The organism is Alteromonas sp. 38 (genome assembly GCF_902506055.1).
Lineage (GTDB): Bacteria > Pseudomonadota > Gammaproteobacteria > Enterobacterales > Alteromonadaceae > Alteromonas > Alteromonas lipotrueae.
On record NZ_LR733300.1, the window covers coordinates 1,131,302 to 1,152,476 of the forward strand.

Below are 21,175 nucleotides of genomic sequence, written 5' to 3' on the forward strand. Positions count from 1 at the left end.
CAGGAGAAAGAAGCATGTCTTTTAATATTGCACTAAGTGGCGTAGCTGCCGCACAAAAAGATTTAGATGTAACCGCGAATAACATCGCAAACGTGAATACTGTTGGCTTTAAAGAGTCTCGCGCTGAATTCGGCGACGTGTACGCCACATCACTTTTGGCTGGCAGTAAGACCAAAGTGGGCGACGGTGTTTTGACACAAGATGTAGCCCAGCAGTTTTCTCAAGGTAGCTTACAGTTCACCAATACAGCACTTGATTTAGCGATCACTGGGAACGGCTTTTTTGCCACCGTTCCTGATGAAACCTCACGAGATTTCTCGTTTACCCGAGCTGGCCAGTTTAAGTTAGATGATGACAATTACGTGGTTAACAGTAACGGCGACTTACTTTTAGGTTTTCCCGTTAACTCAGACTCTACCAGTTCGTCAGTTGCATTGAGTACCACTGAGCCAGTACAAATTCCAGATTCGTCAGGGTCTCCAGCTCAAACCTCAGAAGTTGATATTCGTATGAACTTACCTGCGGGTGATCAGGGCTTAGACCCTGCTGCATTCGACCCGGAAGATCCACTTACCTATAACGCGGCAACCTCGGTAACGGTTTATGACTCACTAGGCGACAGCCACGTGATGACCTATTACTTCGTTAAAGATGTGGCGGCAGACAACGAATGGTATGTGGCTACAGCGGTTGACGATCAACTTACTGATTTAGTGAATTCTACCGGTACAGATTCCGATCCTACAACAGCGGTAAACTCATTGGGTACTAACACAGGTAACGGCGTTACAGCCGCTAAACTCGTGTTTTCTCAAGGTGGTGACTTTATTGGTATTGAATCGCCAGATGGCATTCAAACTACCGATTATAAGTTAACTACTGAAGCGCTTGGTTCAGCCTTATCAAATGGTGCAGATGCAACGCAGCAAATTGGCATTGATTTTAACCTAGAGCCTAGCGGAGCCACTACTGTTGAGCCTACGCAATACGCATCAGCATTCGAAGTTACGTCATTAGAGCAAGATGGTTTGCCTGTTGGTCGTTTGACCGGTATCGATATTGGCCCAGATGGCTTGGTTCGAGCGACTTTCTCAAATGGTACTTCTGAGCCAATTGTGCGAGTGGCCCTAGTGAGGTTTGCCAATGAGCAAGGCTTAACACAGCAAAGCAGCACGGAATGGAAAGAAAGCATTCTATCTGGTGAAGCATTAGCGGGTGAAGCGACTACGGGTACTTTTGGTGAAATTAACTCATCAGCCCTAGAGCAAGCTAACGTTAACCTTACCACTGAACTAATCGATATGATTATTGCACAGCGGAACTTCCAGGCGAACTCTCGAGCGCTTGAAGTGAACAACTCACTGAACCAGACTATCCTGAACATCCGATAAGCAGTGATGTTTAAGTAAAAAAACCGCAACATAGTTGCGGTTTTTTTGTATCCACTTCGATTTGTGCATGTTGGCACTGGGATTGCAAAACCTGTATATGGTTTAACCAGAGTCAAAAGTCAGTCATGGACAAACTTCTCTACATTGCTGCCAGTGGTGCATCTCAAGACCTTTTAGGTACGGGGTTACGTGCCAATAACTTGGCTAACGCGCAAACAACTGGGTTTAGAGCTCAGTTAGAACAGGCAAGGTCAATGCCTGCCTACGGCGAAGGTTTGCCGTCTCGCGTTTTTTCAATGACCGAAAGTCCGTCAAACAACTATGAGTCGGGCCCTATGATTCAAACGGGTCGTGATTTAGACGTTGCTATACAAGGCGATGGCTGGTTTGCCGTTCAAGACGATAATGGGCAAGAAGCTTATTCTCGTGACGGTAACTTCAAGTTAGGTGACGACGGTATTTTGACAGATGTGCACAATCGCCCCGTTTTAGGTGATAACGGTCCAATCTTTCTTCCTGTGCCCCTAGATAATCTAGATATTGGTATGGACGGTACGTTGTCAATGAGACAGCTTGGCGCGCCAGAAAATGTGATTGAAGATGTTGGCCGGCTGAAATTGGTTAAGCCGAACTATGCCGATATGGAACGAGGCACTGATGGTTTATTTAGAATGGAAGACGGCACGGTAGCTCCAGCAAACGCTGGTGTGAAAGTGATGTCTGGCATGTTGGAAGGCTCGAATGTTAATGCCGTTGACGAAATGGTCAATATGATAAGCCTTCAGCGCCACTATGAGCTTCAAGTGAAGATGATGAAGCAAGCTGATGAGCTAGATACTCGCGGCAACCAATTACTGCGCATTCTCTAGAATAGTTAACAATTTCGTTATACGAACTTTAAAGGTTAGGAGGTCGCCATGCACCCAGCATTGTGGATAAGTAAAACAGGTCTTGATGCCGCACAAACAGATGTGGCGGTGGTATCGAACAACCTGGCTAACGCATCAACGGTAGGTTTTAAAAAAGACAGAGCAATTTTTGAAGACTTGCTTTATCAGAATATAAACCAACCTGGTGGCCGCTCATCAGCTGATACCGAATTACCTTCTGGCCTTATGTTAGGTTCTGGTTCAAAGGTAGTATCAACACAAAAAGCACATACCCAAGGCAACTTGCTAACCACAGATAATGCGTTAGATATGTCTATTCAGGGGCGAGGCTACTTTGAGATTTTGCAGCCTGACGGCACCATTGCCTACTCAAGAAATGGTCAGTTTTCAATGAACGACCAAGGTCAGATAGTGACTTCTGGCGCGGGTTTTTTACTCCAACCTGAAGTGGCTATTCCGGAAGATGCGCAGCAAATCACGATTTCACAAGACGGTGAAATTAGCGTGTCAATTCGTGGTCAAGCAGAGCCGCAAGTGCTTGGGCAAATGAACTTATCAGACTTCATTAACCCTACGGGTCTACAACCTATTGGGCAGAACCTATACGTTGAAACCGCATCAAGTGGCGCGCCCATTCAAGGTGTACCAGGCCTTCAAGGTATAGGCACGATTGCACAAGGTACGTTAGAAACCTCTAACGTGAATGTGACCGAAGAGCTGGTTAATTTGATTGAAAGTCAACGTTTGTACGAGATGAACTCGAAAGTGATTTCATCTGTGGATCAGATGCTTGGACAAGTCATTCAGCAACTTTAGTGAGTAATGTTATGCGAATTATCGGACTCTTCCTTTCAGTGGCAATATTGGCAGGTTGTGCAAGCACTAACCAGCCACCGGTTCAAGCAAACGACCCGTCGTTTGCTCCAGTGGTACCTGATTATCCTCGTGAGAAGATTGTAGAAGATGGTTCGCTGTTCCGCTCTTACATGGCCAATAGCTTGTATTCAGATATGACGGCTAGACGGGTTGGCGACATTATTACTATCACGTTAAGTGAAAATACTAACGCGAGTAAATCTGCTGGCACGTCGACATCAAAAGATACCACGGTAGATTTAGACACGATCACTGGATTAGGTGGCCAGGCGTTAAATATTGGCGGGCAATCGGTTCAGCTTGGCGTAAGTTCGTCAAACGACTTTGCAGGGGATGCAGCGACAAACCAAAGTAACAGTTTATCGGGAAATATCTCTGTCACCGTAGTTGAAGTGCTACCCAATGACAATTTGGTCATTCGCGGTGAAAAGTGGCTTACCTTAAATCATGGCGACGAATACATCCGTTTGACGGGCATCATTCGCTTATCTGATATTAGCCCCGAAAATGAAGTGCTATCGACAAAAATAGCGAATGCCAGAATTCAATACAGCGGAACGGGCTCTTTTGCCAGTGCGCAAGAGAAAGGCTGGCTTACGAAGTTTTTCACATCATCATGGTGGCCGCTTTAAGCGGGGCTAGGAGAATCATTATGCGTTTGTTTTCAGTAGTTATTATCGCATTTACATTGGTATTGTCAGGCAATACCAATGCACAACGCATTAAAGACTTAGCAAGTATCCAAGGGGTGAGAAGCAACCAATTAGTAGGCTATGGCCTAGTGGTAGGCTTACCCGGCACCGGTGAGCAAAGCCCTTTCACTGAGCAAAGCTTTCGTACCATGCTAAGTAACTTCGGCATAAGTTTAGATTCCAACACCAAACCTAAAATTAAGAATGTTGCAGCCGTGGCTGTACACGCAGAACTGCCGGCTTTTACTAAACCAGGACAAACCATTGATATTACTGTGTCGTCAGTAGGCGAAGCGAGTAGCTTGCAAGGCGGTACGCTGTTACAGACATTTCTTCGCGGTGTAGATGGCAAAGTGTATGCAGTTGCGCAAGGTAGTTTGGTAGTAAGTGGCTTTGGCGCACAAGGCGGCGATGGTTCGCGAATTGTGGTGAATACGCCGACCGTAGGCCGTATTCCTAACGGCGCTATGGTAGAGCAAACCGTCCCTAGCGGTTTTGCCAATGGCGACTCATTAACATTGAACTTGCATTACCCTGACTTTTCAACAGCAAAAGCCTTAGCTGATGTGATTAACGAGCGATTGGGTGCACAGCCAGAAAAAGGTTATTCCATCGCTACGCCCATTGATGCCGCGTCGGTACGTGTATCGGCACCAAGAGATGTTGGTCAGCGAGTGGGCTTTTTGGCCACACTGGAAAATTTCGAATTTACACCAGCTGATGCCCCTGCGCGGGTTGTCATCAATAGCCGCACAGGCACCATTGTGATTGGTCGAGACGTGCGATTACTACCTGCCGCTATAACCCATGGCGGGTTAACTGTGACGATTTCAGAAAACCAACAAGTTACTCAACCCAATGCGTTTGCGGACGGCGAAACGGTAGTTACCACACAGTCGATTGTTGATGTGGATTTATCTGATAGCCGCATGTTTTCATTTGAACCTGGCGTTACACTGGATCAGCTAGTGCGGGCCGTTAATGAGGTGGGGGCTGCACCTGGCGATTTAATGGCTATCTTAGAAGCTTTAAGGCAGGCCGGTGCGCTTCACGGTGAATTGGTGATTATCTAATGGAAGCATTCAGCTCAAAAAATCAGCTCGATATGGCACGTAATGTCCACGACCTTGGCAGTATTAATAAAATGCGCGAGGCTATTGCTTCGGGTGATGAAAGTGTATTGCAAGAAGCGGCAGAACAATTTGAAGCCATATTTGTGCAAATGATGCTGAAGTCGATGCGTAAAGCGCAAGATGCCCTGGCTGATGAAGACAGCCCGTTCAATTCTCAACAAGTTAAATTTTATCGCGATATGCACGACCAACAGCTTGCAACCGATTTAACGGCGGGGGGCGGCATGGGCTTGGCTGACATTATCGTCAAACAAATGGGCCAATCTGAAGACAGCTATTTACCAGCCAGTGTGATTCGTAGTGACGGCAACTTGAATTCGCTGAACCGCGACCGTGTTATCGCTATAGAGCAAGCCCAAGAAACCGTGCTGGCTTCCGAGTCTAAAGGAGTGAAATCGGCCGCAAAAGATAGCATGTTCGATAGCCCTGAAGATTTTGTTGAAACCTTACGCCCCTATGCTGAACAAGTGGCTGACAAATACGGTATGGATGCTAAAGCCATTATCGCGCAGGCCGCGGTTGAAACAGGTTGGGGTAAGTTTGTTATTCACAATGCCGACGGCGAAAGCTCGCACAATCTTTTTGGTATTAAAGCGAATTCGCAGTGGGAAGGCGAGCAAGCGGTTGTCGATACACTTGAATTTAATAGCGGCATTCCACAAAAGCAAAAAGCTGCATTTCGTTCTTATGCGTCATTAGAGGAGGCGGTTGATGACTACGGTCGCTTTATCACCACTCAGCCCCGTTATCAGCATGCGGTGGAACAAGCCTCAGATGCACACCGCTATACTCGCGAGCTACAAAGTGCTGGATATGCTACGGATCCTAATTACGCCAACAAGATAATGGCCGTTTACAACAGCGATAGGCTTAACGGCTTAATGCCGTAAGAAGAGGGGTTTAATATATGAGCGCAGTTGATTTATTTTCCCTTGCCACCAGTGGTGTAAACGCCAGTAGTAAGCTTTTACAAACGACCAGTAATAATATTGCCAATGTAAATACGCCCGGGTACGTACGTGAACGAACCGAGTTAGTTAACAGTGATGTATTCGGTGTTGAAATTGGAAATACAGAGCGAATTATTAACGTATTTGCGCAAAACCAGCTTCGTCGCGACATAACCTCGGTGGGTGAACTAGAAGCTTTTTCTTCCAAAACCTCTGCAATTGATAACCTTCTGGCTGGTGAGGCGAACTCACTATCTAAAGGTATTAGTGATTACTTTGCAGCGGTACAAACTGCGTCAGACGACCCTACAAACTTGGCCTCACGTGAACAGGTATTAGGGAAATCAGAGTCGCTATACCAGCGTATGAAAACCCTCTCAGATTACATGGTGGAAAAGGAAGAAGAGTTTAACCTTGAAGTCACGTCTTTAGTTAATAGAACCAATAGTTTGATTAGCTCAATTGGCGAACTAAACAAAAACATTGTGATTGCCAAAGGGAACAACACCAGCGACGAACCCAGCGCATTAATGAATAAACGAGATGCCGCTGTTGAAGAGCTTGCCTCTATTATGGCAATCGATGTGAAAGACAGTCAAAGTCAAAACGGTGCGATCACCGTGAATTTGACCACTGGCGAATCTCTTATATTAGATAACGGCGCGTTCAATTTATTTGAAATAAGTACGAGTGCAGACTCAACCAACAAAGAACTAAAGTTAGAAACAGATTTTGGTTCTCAAACTAAAAACGATACCACAGTTCGTATTGTAGAGAGTGACTTAGGCGGCAGCTTAGGTGGGCTATTTCGTTATAGAAACGAAGTACTTGGTACTGCCATGCGCGACGTAGGCCAGCTTTCCGTTGCTTTTGCCGATGCTGTCAACACCCAAAACAAGCTAGGTATGGATTTAGACGGTCAGTTGGGCAGCAATATTTTCGACATTCCTACTTTTAGGGGATTGGAAACACAAGATACCAACGGAGACTATCAGGTTGTCGGTCAGCTTATTGCAGGCAAAAGTGCTGAACTTACTGACGCCGATTATCAAATTGAGGTGACGGCAGTAGCGGCAGGGGTTCCTAGCGAAATAGAAATTACGTTTTTAAATCCTGACGGAACACCTCAAAAAGACGGCTCTGGGAATGATATTGTCTTTTCTAATTACACTGTCACTACTGGGTTTAATGAATTACCTGGCGGTATTGAAGTAGAGTTTGGTGGAGCTTCAACCTATGCGGTAGGGGATGAGTTTTTGATGCAACCTACCAAAACTATTGCATCATCCATTGAGCTAGCCACAAACAGACCTGAAGATCTCGCGTTCGCGGCGCCAGTAAGAGCCCAAGCGGATGCCACGAATTTAGGTAGCGCCAATGTGAGCGGGGTAACAATCACCAACACTGAAGTCGGCGGCGGAACTGAGCAATCTGCATTTGATGGCGCAGGTGGAATACATGATTTAGCCAGTTCACCCAGTGGCACGTTTGGCGCGCCAGCTCAAATTGTCTTTACCGCAGAAGATAGCTATCAAGTACTTGATGGGGAAACGCCGCCAAATGTAATCACCAATGTGACCGGTGCGACCAATTTAAGTAACTTATTAGCACAGGCTGAAAGTAGTGGCAGCGGCCCTGCTTGGCCTGCAGCATTTTCATCACTAAATGACTACCCGGGTTACGACATTAGTTTAGATGGCGTACCTAAAGCGGGTGATAGTTTTTCTATTAGTTACAACACTGATGGCTTTAACGACAACAGTAATGCACTTGAAATCGCATCGTTGCAGAACGAGAACCTAGTGCAAGTGAGCAGTGAATCAACCAATCAGCAACGTACTTTTCAAGATGCCTATGCATCTATGGTAGGGCGAATTGGTGAAGATGCAGCCATGGCTGACATTTCTTTGACTTCAGCAGAAGCAATGAAAACACAATCGGAAAATTGGTTTGAGTCAGTATCTGGGGTGAGCCTAGATGAAGAAGCGGCAAACCTGATTAAGTTTCAGCAGTCTTATTCTGCCGCAGCAAGAATATTGAGCACAGCGCAGGAGTTGTTCGATACTATTCTAAGTGCGGCGAGGTAACACATTATGCGTATATCGACGAGTCAAGTTTACGACCAAAGCATTCGCTCCATTATGGAAAATCAACAAGATTTGGTTAAAACGCAGGAGCAGTTAGCGACGGGAAAGCGGATCATTACGCCGGCAGACGATCCTGTGGGCGCTGCAAAAGTACTGCGCTTGACCGAAGAGCTTGATGGGCTGACGCAATTTCAACGAAATAATGATTTGGTAACAGGTTCTCTAGAACAGCAAGAAGCAGTGCTAACGAATATTACCAATTCGATTAACCGTGCTAGGACACTAGTCGTTCAAGCAGGCTCGGGTATTCTTGATGATCCTGATAAACGCGCTATCGGGGCTGAGTTAGAACAAATTAAGTTGGAAATCTTCGACTTGATGAATACGCAAGACGCCGATGGGAATTACATGTATGCAGGCTACCAGTCTGCAAACCAAGCCTTTACCTACAACCCCGCATCAACAGGGAATGCCATCACATTTTCAGGTGATGCAGGCGTAAGTTTTATTCAGCTATCGTCTAGCTCAAAAATACAATCTACGAGTAACGGTTATGAAGTTTTTGAGAACGTACTATCCCGTTTTGATTTCTCAGTAACCGGCAGTACAGTTGCTGATTTACAAAACACAGTAGTTAAAGAACAAGGCACGTTTGATACCTTCTTCAACAACAATTATGACCCAGTGACCAGTGCTAATAACAACTATGAAGTAGAGTTTTTGGCATCGGGTGAAGCACAGCTAACTAATACTGGCACTGGCGCTATTGTGGGAACAGTTGGTTATACTTCCGGTAGCCCATTTACTATCAAAGGCATGCAGTTTGAAGCTTCCGCTGCCGTTGGTGATACCATTAACTTTTCTTTGGATGCGCCGGAGAAAAAAAGTATGGCCCAATCGCTTCACGAAATTCAAACCATACTCATGGATAGCACCATTGATGATAGTGCGCTGCAAGAGGCTATTGCCGACACATTAGTTGGGTTAGATAATGGGTTAGAAAAAATATCTTTAGAACGTGCGTCAATCGGTAGCCGTCTAAACATCGCTGAATCTACTTACGAAAGTAACCTTGATATGGAAATTGCGGCAAAGGCATCCCGTTCATCAATCCAAGATGTTGATTATGCAGAGGCCTCTACGGAATTTGCCAAACAAGAAACGGCACTCAATGCGGCATTAGCTACTTTTCCGCAAGTGTCTAATTTATCCCTGTTCAACTTCATTTAATAGGCCATTCATCCCTGACAATGTGGCAAGGTATACTCGGGTTTTGTTATCGATATGATCTGAGTAATAAGAGACATATAACGTGTCGCCTTGCCATACCAAGCCCGGGTAACTATTGTCCCCTTTACTAGGTAAGGTAATCAGAAGTTTCAGCGAATAATCAGTCGATGAAAGTAACCAAATTGCCGTTGTCAGATTTCTCCCATCCCAGTTTCTGCCTGCAACCATATACATATTGTCTGTAAGAGATAACATTACCGGTCCACCTACGTAGTGTTTCAAGTCGTGCCATATCCAATTGGTATAGGGCGGGGAGGAGAAACCTAGTTTGGCGCTGAAGCTATCTGCGTCGCGGCGCACAATCGCCGTCGCTTTATCAGCATCATCAAACAATATATGGCTTTCATTCGGGTAGCCAAATGTGTGTTTCTCAAAAGAAATAGCGCCTTTCTTTTGAAGGTAAAGTTGTTTGCGTGGGTCGCCTGCATACAAATCAATTCTTTGATTTTTACGATTATAGGCAAAACCGTAAGCTTTATCCTTGTTCCACGTTACCCGCCACAGCCACCAACCCGAGTGCCCAAAAAAGTGGGGGCTTGACCAAGAATCCCCGGTGGTAGAAAAGTAACTCACCATTTTAGTGGTTATCGCACCCGTATTTGCGTCTTTGTGCTTAGCGTAGGCTGTGATGATTAACTTTCGTCCATCAAAACAAAATTTTGGATCGCGTAAATCCCAAGAGGGTAGTGCCAGTCGCTGATAAGTTTTTGCCCCCGAATCAACATTCACTTTGCAGACAATTACAACGCCATCTGGGCTTATATGGTTCACGCCTCGTCGATAGCAGCAAAGTAGTGATTTACGACTATTGTCGAAGGGATTTTCGATTAAATCAGTGAATGCGCAGTGCTCACCTTCCGATGAAATTTGCTCAACCGCGTTAATCTTCAAATTTATATTCACGCTAATACCCTTTTAAAAACCGACTGTTATGTAATCGTAAACGGCAATTTTATACCGCACAACGGCAAATTTTGTAAATAATTCTAAAGGGAACTGCTGATATGTCGATACAAACACTGAGAGAGCCAGTTCATCATTACCCCTCAGGTATTGGTGACTATTAAAATTGTAATAGCCGGATCCCCGGCAGCCAGCTCACGCTGGACTGAGAGTGTAGGAGAGACTTTATGTCTATGTTCGTCAATACCAATGTTTCCTCATTGAATGCTCAGCGTCAATTGTATGATGTAAGCAATTCTTTGGGTACGTCTTTTGAGCGCCTGTCTTCGGGTTTCCGTATAAACAGTGCTGCAGATGACGCCGCAGGTCTACAAATCACCGACCGAATGACTTCACAAGTTCAAGGTCTTAACCAAGCGGTACGTAACGCGAATGATGCGATTTCACTATCGCAAACTGCTGAAGGTGCGTTGTCAGAAACGACGACTTCTCTTCAACGTATTCGTACACTAGCAATTCAATCACAAAACGGTATCAACAGTTCAGCTGACCGTGTAGCACTTCAAAAAGAGGTGTCAGCACTTAGAACTGAAATATCGCGTATTTCAACAACGACGCAATTCGCTGGTGTAAATATATTATCAGGTGACTTCTCTGCTAAATTCTTAGTAGGTGCAAACGCTGGCCAAACGATTTCTGTAAACCTCTCAACGCAACCATTGGCAAACGCTGGTGTTAACGGTTTCAGTGCGACAGGCTTGGGAATTACAGGTGGCACTAATAACGTACTTACCAGTGAAAACGCATCAAGTATGTTAGCTAGCGTAGATACGGCTATTTCAGCGGTAGGTGGACTTCGCGCTGACCTAGGTGCGCTTCAAAACCGTTTCCAGTCAACGATTCGTAACCTAAGTAACATCTCTGAAAACGTATCTGCGGCACGCTCGCAAATCAAAGATACTGATTTTGCAACAGAGACTGCTAACTTGACCCGTAACCAGATTCTACAGCAGGCGAGCACTACCGTGTTGTCTCAGGCGAATCAGCGTCCACAAGCAGCACTACAGCTTCTAGGTTAATAACGCCAAGTCGTTAATAGTGAGAGAATGGGGCCAGGAGGTAGTGAACCTTTAACCTCAGCTGTTCCACAGTGATTTAAATTCAAAAAGGCCGATTTTTCAATCGGCCTTTTTTTATTTCTGCGAATTAAATTATTGAACTAAAAGGCTTTTTCAAAAAGATCAAAAAAACCTAAAGTAAATGGCTTGCCGGTACGATAACTATAACAAAGGGAAGGTAAACATTACTTCCTCTCTTTAAAGCCTATAACGAATAATAAAAGCAATATGTTTATGGTGTTTTAATGAGTGTTAATTGACTGCTTGGTTTTAGATATTGTCAGGAGATCAATAGCTTAAAATCAGAAAAATCATTTTCATAAAGTTCTAAAGGAAATGGTGAGGTAAGTCGATAAAGAGTTAAGTTTGCTGATTGGGCTGCTGACTGGCGAGAATGAAGCCAGGAGGTAGTGAGAGGTTTGAGGTCTGGAACAACAAACCCGACAGTCAGCAAAAGAGAAGTTTTCTTCTCTATGTAACAAGCTTCACCGGGAGTGACCCGCTAAAGCGTCAGAATAAAAATCCTGACAATTATGTGAAGCACAAGCTATGCCAAAATATTTAATTAACTCGCGCAAATAATAAAATCAATAGCGCAAAACTTAAACTGTTAGGAGACCTCTCATGAGTCTATTCGTAAATACTAATGTGTCATCGCTTAATGCGCAGCGCCAGTTGTTTTCAACAGGCAATAATTTAGATACGGCATTTGAACGTTTATCATCTGGCTTTAGAATTAACAGTGCCGCTGATGATGCTGCAGGCCTGCAAATTACTGACCGTATGACCTCGCAAGTTCAAGGTCTAAACCAAGCGGTACGTAATGCAAACGATGCGATTTCATTATCGCAAACCGCTGAAGGTGCAATGCAAGAAACAACGACGTCACTGCAGCGAATTCGTACTCTTGCTATCCAATCGCAAAATGGTATTAACTCTTCTGCGGATAGATTAGCGCTTCAAAAAGAAGTGTCAGCGCTTCGCACAGAAATATCACGTATTGCGACTACCACTCAGTTTGCTGGTGTAGACGTACTAACTGGCGCATTTTCAGCTCGCTTCTTAGTGGGCGCCAACGCTGGGCAAACCATTTCTGTTAACTTATCTTCACAAGCGTTGAACCGTGCAGGTATTAACGGATTTAGTGCAACAGGTTTGGGGATAACGGGTGGAAACAATAACGTATTAACAGAAACTAATGCTTCAGCACTACTTGGGTCGGTAGACTCAGCAATATCTGCAATAGGTGGTTTACGTGCAGACCTAGGTGCGCTTCAAAATCGCTTCCAATCTACCATCAGAAACCTAAGTAATATTTCTGAGAATGTATCTGCGGCAAGATCACGAATCAAAGATACAGATTTTGCCACCGAAACGGCAGAGTTGAGCCGTAACCAGATTCTTCAGCAAGCAAGTACCACTATTCTTGCCCAGGCAAACCAGCGTCCACAAGCGGCATTGTCACTACTAGGGTAGGGAGTATATAAGGCGTTTTAATTGGGAAGGAGTTGAGAGGCCATCCCCTAATGAAGGGATGGCGGCCATTTAAGGCCGCCCCCTTTGAGAAAGCGCCGACTAACAGGACTGAGAGTGTAGAAGTGTTGGTTGAGAGGCCAGTTTATCCTACTAAAACCCTGCCAGCCGACTGAAACAGTATTTGCTCAATCTCCTAACGTGAGCAGATTGGCCGAGATTTAATGTCTCGGCCTTTTTTTTATTCTAAGCCAAAACACCCTGCCAAACTGAAATCATTAACTTGAGCAAAATTAATGGTTCACAAATATAAATGCACCTTCCATGCCAAGTGCATTCACTTAATGTGTCAAATTTACGAATCATTGTTAGACCTAATGATGCCGCGATACCCTTAAAAGTAAAACTTGTTAGTCAGAACGCGCATCGATTTACCACAAATAGATTAGTATTCGTGTCTTTTGAGTGGCTGAAAAGATAAAAGACACAAAAAAAATTATAATTTTTAATGCTTAATAATCAAATAGTTATATTTAAATTTAACTTTTTTTCAAAAAAAAGCAAAAAAAAACTAAAGAAGCTAAAGACTTGGCCGATACCTATTGTTGAGGGGTAATGTAATTTACTTTGCAAGAGGAAGTTAGTCGGGAGTAGTGACCCAGCTAATTTGAACTGGAAGGGTTTAATGATAGCACAGGCGTCATTGAATCCCTAGGAGGTAATCTAATGTCTTTATTTGTAAATACTAATGTGTCTTCATTGAACGCTCAACGTCAGCTTTTTGACGTAAGTGATAAGTTGAACACGTCGTTTGAAAGATTGTCATCTGGGTTTCGTATCAACAGTGCGGCTGATGATGCTGCTGGTCTTCAAATTTCTGACCGTCTAACGTCTCAAGTTGAAGGGTTAAACCAAGCTGTTCGTAACGCAAACGATGCTATCTCATTGTCACAAACTGCTGAAGGGGCGCTTAGCGAAGTAACATCTAGCTTGCAGCGTATTCGCCAACTAGCGGTACAATCGCAGAATGGAATTAACTCTTCAGCTGACCGCTTGGCACTTCAAAAAGAAGTATCAGCGCTTAGAACTGAAATTTCACGCATTGCGACAGATACGCAATTCGGAAGTGTGAAAATTTTGGACGGCAACTTCTCTGCTAAGTTCTTAGTAGGTGCAAACGCAGGCCAAACCATTTCTGTGAACTTATCTTCAACTAACCTTGGTTCTATCAGTGGCTTTAGTGCCACTGGGTTAGGTATTACCAGCGAGAGTGTCGCCACAGCCAAAGGTGCCTCAGCACTTCTGTCTGATGTAGACGCAGCGATATCAGGTATTGGGGCGGTTCGAGCTGACCTGGGTGCGCTTCAAAACCGTTTCCAGTCAACTATTCGTAACTTAAGCAATATCAGTGAGAACCTGTCATCTGCACGTTCTCAGATTCGTGATACAGATTTTGCATCTGAAACTGCAGAGTTAACACGTAATCAGATTATTCAGCAGGCATCTATTTCTGTACTAAGTCAAGCAAATCAGCGCCCTCAAACTGCGCTATCTTTGCTCGGGTAAGCTATAATTTAATACCTTAGTTGGAATGTAACGGGTGCTTGCTTACTTGCAAGGGCCCGTTTTGTCGTTTCAAAAGGGGGGTGAAATAAGTGGAAATTGTAAATAATCAAACTGGTCAGGCTTTTGCATCAGTATCTACATCCGTACCTGTTTCTAAAGTGGCGCCAAATGAAAGCTCAGCTAAAGCGGAAAACGACAGTGGAAGCGACAATACGGGTCAACAGCAAGCGAACCGTAGTGGAACAAATACCGCACTTAAAAATGATGTGTCTAATGTGCAAAATTTGGCTCAAGGTTCTAACGCGTTAGCCGATAAAGAGTCAGTAAAAGAGAATCAAGTCTCGCTAGAGAATGCAGTTCAAGAAGTTGAATCATTCTTGCAAACGCAAAATAGGAATTTGGCGTTTTCTATTGATGACGAAACTAAGCGCTCGGTTGTTACGGTAAAAGATTCTGAGTCTGGTGATGTAATAAGACAAATACCCTCTGAAGAAGTATTAGCGCTTGCTGAACGCATTCAAGATTTGCAGCAAGACGTAGGTGACAGTGTTGGGGTGTTTATTAACAATCGCGTCTAACAACCGTGTTTAACGAGGTAAAGTATGACAATTCAATCATTAGGTGTAGGTTCAGGTTTAGCACTTGACGACCTAGTTCAACAGCTTCTTACCGCTGAACGTCAGCCGAAAGAAGATCGGTTGAATGCGAAAGAAGAACAGATTGAAGCGGAAATCTCAGGGTTAGGTCAGATAAAATCCAAATTTTCTGATTTTAAAGACGCGGTTGATGACCTGCGTAGCGATAACGACATCAATGGTCGTGAACCGACGATTACTAATCCTTCCGAAGACGATGACGTACTTTCTGCAGAAGCATCTAATTCTGCACTTCGTGGTTCCTACGATATTGTTGTAGAACAGCTCGCGCAGGGAAGCCGAATTACTACTGACGATGGGGCATTTACCGCCAGTTCTGATCCAGTACTCACATCGGGTACTGGCTCTCTTACGTTTGATGTAGGCGGAAGCGACAGCTTCACGATTGATATCACTGCGGGTACCTCATTAACAGCGCTCAGAGAAAAAATTAATAACGCAGATGATAACTTCGGTGTAACTGCCAACATTATCGATACCGGCACAGCTGCTGGCCCTCGTTTGGTGTTTAGTTCTAGCGAAACGGGGACTGGTAACGACTTAGTTATTACCAATGATAATGGTAACGCTGAGTTGGATAGGCTTTCCACTACTGGAGGCACAGGTAGCATCGACCCTGCGAACATCGAATCTGCACAAAATGCGATTGCCTATATAGACGGTATCGCGGTTGAAAGTGAATCGAATGAGTTTGAAAATACGATTCAAAACGTGTCTTTTGAAGTTAATGAAATTTCGCCCAAAGACGCTGTAGGCGAATTCCTTTCTACAAAATTAGAGATTGGTTACGACAAAGAAGGCCTCGATAAAAAAATTCGTGATTTCGTAGATAACTATAATAGTTTGATTGACGAAATAGGCCTGTTAACTAAATACGGTGAGTCGGAACTAGAAGATGATGGCGCATTGGCGGGAGATTCGCTACTTCGTGGTATTCAATCGGGTTTAGCCAGCATTGTGGGTGACAGCAATAGCGCATCTGAACTTGGCGGCCTGTTCCAATTAGGTATTGAATTTGATGACGATGGTAAATTAGAAATTGGCACCACCGACTATGGGTTGGGGTCAGGCGAAGATCGTCTCGCAGATGCTCTTGAAGACAATTTTGATGAAATAGCAACGCTATTTACTGATGATGATGAAGGTGTTGCGGTTAGGCTTTATGAATTTGCCAATCAATACACCTCATACAGCGGGTTGATTAGTTTACGCGAACGGTCAGCCAAAGATGATAGAGATGATTTGTATGACGAGCGAGAGACGTTGGAAATGAGAATGCTTAGCTATGAAGAAATTCTTCGTGATAAGTATCTGAATTTAGACCAAACTGTTGCTCAGCTAAACCAGACTAGTTCAGCATTACTTGCGTCGCTAGGCTAAGAAGTTTTCGGAGATATTATGGCACTTAAAGGCATTAACGCTTACCGCAAAGGTAACTTAAAACAAGATATAGCGTCTGCGGATCCGCATAAGTTGACACTCATGCTGCTTCAGGGCGCGTTGGATCGTATCGCCTACGCCAAAGGTGCAATGGAAAGAAAAGATCTTATCACCAAAGCAGATTTTATCTCTAAGACAAGTGCTATCCTCATGCACTTACGAGATACGTTAGACATCGAAATTGGCGGTGAAGTAGCGCAGAACATGTTTAATCTATATGACTACATGATTCAGCGTTTAAATGATGCACATGTAAATAACGACTTGAAGTTACTTGATGAAGTGTCTAGCCTATTAACACCTATTCGAGACGCGTGGGTACAAATTCCTGAAACTGCAAAGCAAGAGGCCTTTGAAGCTCAGCGTCAGAAACGACAAGCTGTGTGAATAAAAACGATTTAGACCATTCTCAAACACCAATTGCGCTGCGTGAAATAAACGAGCAAATAGCGGCGCAATTCGAAAGTTCTTCAGAATCTGATTTTTCCGAACTCAAGGCGCTGTTAGTACGGCGGGACTCCGTAATTAAAGAACACTTGGAAACCTTAGCACCTGAGAATAAACAAGAATTTGCAAATCTCGAGCTTGATGTTAATAATAGACTAAAAGAGATGGCGCAGAGCTTGCTTGAAGAAGCCAAAGATGACATAACTCGATTTGTTCGTAGCAGGTCTGCCGTAAAAAAATACAAATAAACGTTTAGTATTTTGTGCAGTCAAGATGGGGGTAGGTGAGTTAGAAGTGAAAAGGCGACTCAGTTAAGTCATGCCACATAAACTAGTGAGAGCCCCTTTATGATAGATTTCAATAATAAATCAATTCTAATTACCGGCGGCACAGGTTCGTTCGGTAATCAATTCGTTAGTTATCTATTAGAAAACTATTCCCCTAAAAAAATAATCATATACTCTCGCGATGAGTTAAAGCAATTCGAAATGCAGCAACGTTTCTCGCAATCCTGTATGCGTTACTTTATTGGTGATGTGAGAGATAAAGAACGTCTAATCACAGCTATGAAAGACGTAGACTATGTTGTGCATGCTGCCGCGCTTAAACAAGTTCCTGCCGCTGAATACAATCCAAATGAGTGTATAAAAACAAATATTAACGGCGCACAAAACGTTATTGATGCATCAATTGCGAATAACGTATCTCGTGTTGTTGCTTTGTCGACAGATAAAGCTGCTAACCCAGTAAACCTTTATGGCGCTACTAAATTAGCATCGGATAAGCTTTTCGTTGCGGCCAATAATATCTCTGGCGCCGTAGGTCCTCGTTTCTCTGTTGTTCGATATGGCAACGTAGTCGGATCTCGTGGCTCAGTCGTGCCTTTTTATCGTAAGTTATTGGAAGAAGGCTGTGACTCACTTCCGGTAACCCACCCAGAGATGACGCGCTTTTGGATAACCCTCGACGAAGGGGTTGAATTTGTCGTTAAAAGCTTCTCCCGTATGCAAGGCGGGGAGATATTTGTTCCTAAAATACCGTCGGTAAGAATAACTGATTTAGTCGAAGCGATGAGCGGGAAAAAGGATTATAAGGTCATTGGGATTCGCCCCGGTGAGAAGCTTCACGAAATAATGGTTCCCGAAGAGATGGCCCATCATACAGTAGAATTTAGCGATCATTTTGTTATCGCTCCTGCTATTACATTCTTTGATAAAAGTCTGGACTACTACAATAATAAACTGGGTGAGAAGGGCGTCGCGGCCGAAGATAAATTTGAATATCATTCGGGAACAAATTCACATTTATTATCAATTGATGAGCTGAGGAACTTGGACAAGGCCACTTCATGATCCCTTACGGAAGGCATAAAATTTTCCCCGAGGACATCACTGCCGTTAGTGAAGTTTTAAAAGAAGGCTTTTTAACTCAAGGTGAGCAAGTTCCTCTGTTTGAGAAAGCGGTATGTGATTACACTGGGGCCAATTTTGCGGTTGCGTGCAATAGTGGTACGTCTGGTCTTCATGCTGCATGCCTTGCCGCGGGGATAACAACTGGCGATCTGGTTTGGACAGTACCAAACTCATTCGTAGCCTCAGCAAACTGTGCCCGCTATTGCGGTGCCGATATTGATTTTATCGATATCGATCCTAAAACTAGAAACCTTTGTGTAGCAAAGCTTTTCGAAAAACTACAACTTGCTGTAGCCGTAAACAAACTTCCCAAAGCAATAGTGGTTGTTCATTTTGCGGGAAGTAGTTGTGACATGGCTGCAATATCGTCATTAACAACGCAGTACGGTATTGTGCTAATTGAAGATGCAGCCCACGCATTGGGTGGTGCCGATCAATATGGAAATAAGGTTGGCCTTTGCAAGTATTCTGCGATGACTGTGTTTAGCTTTCATCCAGTGAAGTCTATCACCAGCGCTGAAGGTGGAATGGTTTTAACCAATGATGAAGCCACCGCGACCCTACTTAGGCGTTATATTAGCCATGGTATCTGTCGAGACAACACGCTTTTTGATGATAACCACAAAGGAGAGCCTTGGTATTATGCCCAATTTGAACTGGGATTTAATTATCGGCTAAGTGATATACATGCTGCTCTTGGGCGTTCCCAGCTCAAACATTTAGATGATTTTGTGTTATCACGTTTTACGCTTGCTAAACGTTATGATGAGCTATTAGAGGGGCTACCAATAGTAAGGCCTATTCTCGATGCCAAGAGTGCATGGCATCTATACATGATTGAAGTGTCAGATAAACAACGCACATCGGTATTTAATCTATTAAGAGAACGGGGAATAGGGGTGAATGTTCACTATATCCCAATCCACTTACAACCTTACTATCAACGGTTAGGCTTTGTGCCAAAAATGTTCCCCAATGCCGAAAGTTATTATAAAAGGGCTGTCACATTGCCGCTATTCCCTAGCCTGACATCAGAGCAACAAGATGAGGTCGTCAGACAACTTCATGAGGCGATACTGTGAACCTCGCAATAATACCTGCTAGGGGAGGTAGCAAAAGAATTCCGAAAAAAAATATTCGGTTATTTTCTGGAAAACCACTCATTGCTTATTCTATTCAAGCGGCGTTGGCATCCAATTGTTTTGATAAAGTCATAGTAAGCACAGACTCAGAGTCGGTTGCCGCGATTGCGGTAGAGTATGGTGCTGAAGTTCCTTTTATTCGCCCTGAAGCGCTTTCCGATGATTTTGTGGGGACAACGGCTGTCACTCGCCACGGTATCAAAGCGATGGAAGGTTTAGGTTATAACTACGAGTTTGCTTGCTGTATTTATGCTACGGCGCCTTTTTTGAAGCCGAAGTTTATACAGCAGGGGTTAACAACGTTGCTCAATGATAAATCCAAAGCGTTTGCATTTTCAGCGACAAGCTTTGCTTTTCCTATACAACGCGCGATCACCGTCTCCGAAAAAGGTGTTGAGGTGATGTTTCCGGGCAACATGTCTAAGCGCTCACAGGATTTACCCGAGGCGTACCATGATGCAGGCCAGTTCTACTGGGGAAGAACGCAAGATTACCTTAGTGGTCAAAAATCTATGTTTTCTCATCATAGCTATCCCATCATTCTTCCTCGGCATTTAGTGCAAGATATCGATACCTTCGAAGATTGGGAACGGGCGGAACTAATGTTTAACGCTTACTGCCAAGAAGCGGACAAATTTGAAAGAGAAACGTGATCATAGATATGAAAATTGCAAATAGACAAATATCACCTTCAGATCCCCCCTTTATCATTGCTGAGCTATCAGGTAACCATAACCAAGATTTTGACTTAGCTAAGGCGATGATAAAAGCTGCAGCACAAGCAGGCGTAGACGCAGTTAAATTGCAGACTTATACCGCTGATACTATGACGTTGAATATCGACTCCGATAATTTCCGCATTATGGAGGAAAATTCTCTTTGGTATAAAAGGCATCTACATGAGCTTTATCAACAGGCTAGTACGCCATACGAGTGGCACAAAGCATTATTTGATTATGCGCAGGAATTGGGTTTAATCGCGTTTAGTTCGCCTTTTGATGAAGGTGCTGTCGATTTTCTAGAAACACTCGATGTTCCAGCCTATAAAATTGCGTCTTTCGAGTTGACTGATCTACCTTTGATAGAAAAGGTAGCGAGCACTGGAAAACCTATGATTATGTCTACCGGGATGGCGTCGGAAGCGGAAATCTATGAAGCTGTAAACACGGCGAAGTCAGCTGGTGCAAGTGAAATTGTTTTACTGAAATGTACAAGTACATACCCTGCAAAACCTGAAAATAGCAATTTGGTGACCTTGACAGACATGGCTGAAAAGTTTGGATGTATGGTGGGATTATCTGACCACACCCAAGGGATAGGTGTTTCAGTTGTCTCAGTTGCATTAGGCGCATGCGTTATTGAAAAGCACTTTGTGCTAGACAGAAATGCGGGTGGTGTAGACGCTGATTTTTCATTGGAGCCACAAGAATTTAAAGCACTTGTTGATAGCGTTGGTTTAGCTCACCAAGCCCTAGGCACCATAGTTTATGGGGGAACAAAGGCGGAAGAAAAATCGAAATACTATAGACGCTCTATTTTTGTTACCAAGCCCATAAAAGCTGGTGAAGCATTTACCAAAGATAATACTCAAATCGTCCGCCCCGCCATAGGCCTAGCGCCGAAGCACTATAAACGGGTTCTTTCAAACATAGCTAGCGTCAACCTCGAACCTGGAGATGCTATTTTTGAAGAGCATTTGAGTTAACCTC

Annotated in this window: 20 protein-coding genes; 19 read left to right on the forward strand and 1 reads right to left on the reverse strand. The window is 44.0% G+C overall.

Annotation, left to right across the window (positions count from 1 at the left end; all coding sequences use genetic code 11):
* Positions 1–14 precede the first annotated feature (14 nt).
* The 8 genes from flgE to flgL all read left to right on the forward strand — a co-directional run bounded on the left by flgE (position 15) and on the right by flgL (position 9,249).
* Positions 15–1,391 (forward strand): flagellar hook protein FlgE, encoded by a 1,377-nt coding sequence (gene flgE, locus FLAVO9R_RS04810; protein ID WP_159529275.1) that lies wholly within the window; start codon positions 15–17, stop codon positions 1,389–1,391.
* Positions 1,392–1,516: 125 nt separating this feature from the next.
* The gene (locus FLAVO9R_RS04815; protein ID WP_159529277.1) at positions 1,517–2,260 is read left to right on the forward strand and encodes a flagellar basal body rod protein FlgF; all 744 of its coding nucleotides are present in this window, start codon (positions 1,517–1,519) and stop codon (positions 2,258–2,260) included.
* Positions 2,261–2,308: 48 nt separating this feature from the next.
* Positions 2,309–3,097 carry a flagellar basal-body rod protein FlgG gene (gene flgG / locus FLAVO9R_RS04820; protein ID WP_013785145.1) on the forward strand — a complete coding sequence of 263 codons (789 nt, stop codon included), beginning with the start codon at positions 2,309–2,311 and terminating at the stop codon, positions 3,095–3,097.
* Positions 3,098–3,108: 11 nt separating this feature from the next.
* The gene (flgH, locus tag FLAVO9R_RS04825) at positions 3,109–3,789 is read left to right on the forward strand and encodes a flagellar basal body L-ring protein FlgH (RefSeq protein ID WP_057796302.1); all 681 of its coding nucleotides are present in this window, start codon (positions 3,109–3,111) and stop codon (positions 3,787–3,789) included.
* 20 nt (positions 3,790–3,809) lie between these two features.
* The gene (locus FLAVO9R_RS04830; protein ID WP_159529279.1) at positions 3,810–4,922 is read left to right on the forward strand and encodes a flagellar basal body P-ring protein FlgI; all 1,113 of its coding nucleotides are present in this window, start codon (positions 3,810–3,812) and stop codon (positions 4,920–4,922) included.
* Positions 4,922–5,872: a flagellar assembly peptidoglycan hydrolase FlgJ gene (flgJ, locus tag FLAVO9R_RS04835; RefSeq protein ID WP_159529281.1), complete on the forward strand. Its 951-nt coding sequence runs from the start codon at positions 4,922–4,924 to the stop codon at positions 5,870–5,872. The genes FLAVO9R_RS04830 and flgJ overlap by 1 nt, the downstream gene beginning before the upstream one ends.
* A 17-nt stretch (positions 5,873–5,889) precedes the next feature.
* On the forward strand, positions 5,890–8,019 hold the full coding sequence (gene flgK, locus FLAVO9R_RS04840) for a flagellar hook-associated protein FlgK (protein ID WP_159529283.1): 2,130 nt from the start codon (positions 5,890–5,892) through the stop codon (positions 8,017–8,019).
* Between the two features lie 6 nt (positions 8,020–8,025).
* The gene (gene flgL / locus FLAVO9R_RS04845; protein WP_159529285.1) at positions 8,026–9,249 is read left to right on the forward strand and encodes a flagellar hook-associated protein FlgL; all 1,224 of its coding nucleotides are present in this window, start codon (positions 8,026–8,028) and stop codon (positions 9,247–9,249) included.
* On the opposite strand, the gene FLAVO9R_RS04850 is transcribed toward flgL, so the two are convergent.
* Positions 9,226–10,212 (reverse strand): hypothetical protein, encoded by a 987-nt coding sequence (locus FLAVO9R_RS04850; RefSeq protein ID WP_159529287.1) that lies wholly within the window; start codon positions 10,210–10,212, stop codon positions 9,226–9,228. The two genes, flgL and FLAVO9R_RS04850, sit on opposite strands and share 24 nt — an antisense overlap.
* A gap of 227 nt (positions 10,213–10,439) precedes the next feature.
* Here FLAVO9R_RS04850 and FLAVO9R_RS04855 point away from each other — a divergent pair, with 227 nt between their 5' ends.
* From FLAVO9R_RS04855 to pseI, 11 genes are all read left to right on the forward strand, one after another.
* Entirely contained in the window at positions 10,440–11,291 is an 852-nt protein-coding gene (locus tag FLAVO9R_RS04855) for a flagellin N-terminal helical domain-containing protein (RefSeq protein WP_159529289.1), read from the forward strand.
* Between the two features lie 663 nt (positions 11,292–11,954).
* Complete coding sequence (locus FLAVO9R_RS04860) at positions 11,955–12,806, forward strand: flagellin N-terminal helical domain-containing protein (RefSeq protein WP_159529291.1); 852 nt, start codon at positions 11,955–11,957, stop codon at positions 12,804–12,806.
* Positions 12,807–13,529: 723 nt separating this feature from the next.
* Entirely contained in the window at positions 13,530–14,369 is an 840-nt protein-coding gene (locus FLAVO9R_RS04865; RefSeq protein WP_159529293.1) for a flagellin N-terminal helical domain-containing protein, read from the forward strand.
* A gap of 89 nt (positions 14,370–14,458) precedes the next feature.
* The gene (locus FLAVO9R_RS04870; RefSeq protein WP_159529295.1) at positions 14,459–14,947 is read left to right on the forward strand and encodes a flagellar protein FlaG; all 489 of its coding nucleotides are present in this window, start codon (positions 14,459–14,461) and stop codon (positions 14,945–14,947) included.
* A gap of 24 nt (positions 14,948–14,971) precedes the next feature.
* Positions 14,972–16,405, forward strand: a complete 1,434-nt coding sequence (fliD, locus tag FLAVO9R_RS04875; RefSeq protein WP_159529297.1) for a flagellar filament capping protein FliD — start codon at positions 14,972–14,974, stop codon at positions 16,403–16,405.
* A gap of 18 nt (positions 16,406–16,423) precedes the next feature.
* Positions 16,424–16,852 carry a flagellar export chaperone FliS gene (gene fliS / locus FLAVO9R_RS04880; RefSeq protein WP_159529299.1) on the forward strand — a complete coding sequence of 143 codons (429 nt, stop codon included), beginning with the start codon at positions 16,424–16,426 and terminating at the stop codon, positions 16,850–16,852.
* On the forward strand, positions 16,849–17,160 hold the full coding sequence (locus tag FLAVO9R_RS04885) for a hypothetical protein (protein WP_159529301.1): 312 nt from the start codon (positions 16,849–16,851) through the stop codon (positions 17,158–17,160). The genes fliS and FLAVO9R_RS04885 overlap by 4 nt, the downstream gene beginning before the upstream one ends.
* Positions 17,161–17,259: 99 nt before the next feature.
* On the forward strand, positions 17,260–18,264 hold the full coding sequence (pseB, locus tag FLAVO9R_RS04890) for a UDP-N-acetylglucosamine 4,6-dehydratase (inverting) (RefSeq protein WP_159529312.1): 1,005 nt from the start codon (positions 17,260–17,262) through the stop codon (positions 18,262–18,264).
* Complete coding sequence (gene pseC / locus FLAVO9R_RS04895; RefSeq protein WP_159529325.1) at positions 18,261–19,406, forward strand: UDP-4-amino-4,6-dideoxy-N-acetyl-beta-L-altrosamine transaminase; 1,146 nt, start codon at positions 18,261–18,263, stop codon at positions 19,404–19,406. Before pseB ends, pseC begins: the two co-directional genes overlap by 4 nt.
* Positions 19,403–20,119, forward strand: coding sequence for a pseudaminic acid cytidylyltransferase (gene pseF / locus FLAVO9R_RS04900; RefSeq protein ID WP_159529327.1), 717 nt, complete (start codon positions 19,403–19,405; stop codon positions 20,117–20,119). Before pseC ends, pseF begins: the two co-directional genes overlap by 4 nt.
* 8 nt (positions 20,120–20,127) lie before the next feature.
* The gene (gene pseI, locus FLAVO9R_RS04905; protein ID WP_159529329.1) at positions 20,128–21,171 is read left to right on the forward strand and encodes a pseudaminic acid synthase; all 1,044 of its coding nucleotides are present in this window, start codon (positions 20,128–20,130) and stop codon (positions 21,169–21,171) included.
* Positions 21,172–21,175: the final 4 nt, after the last annotated feature.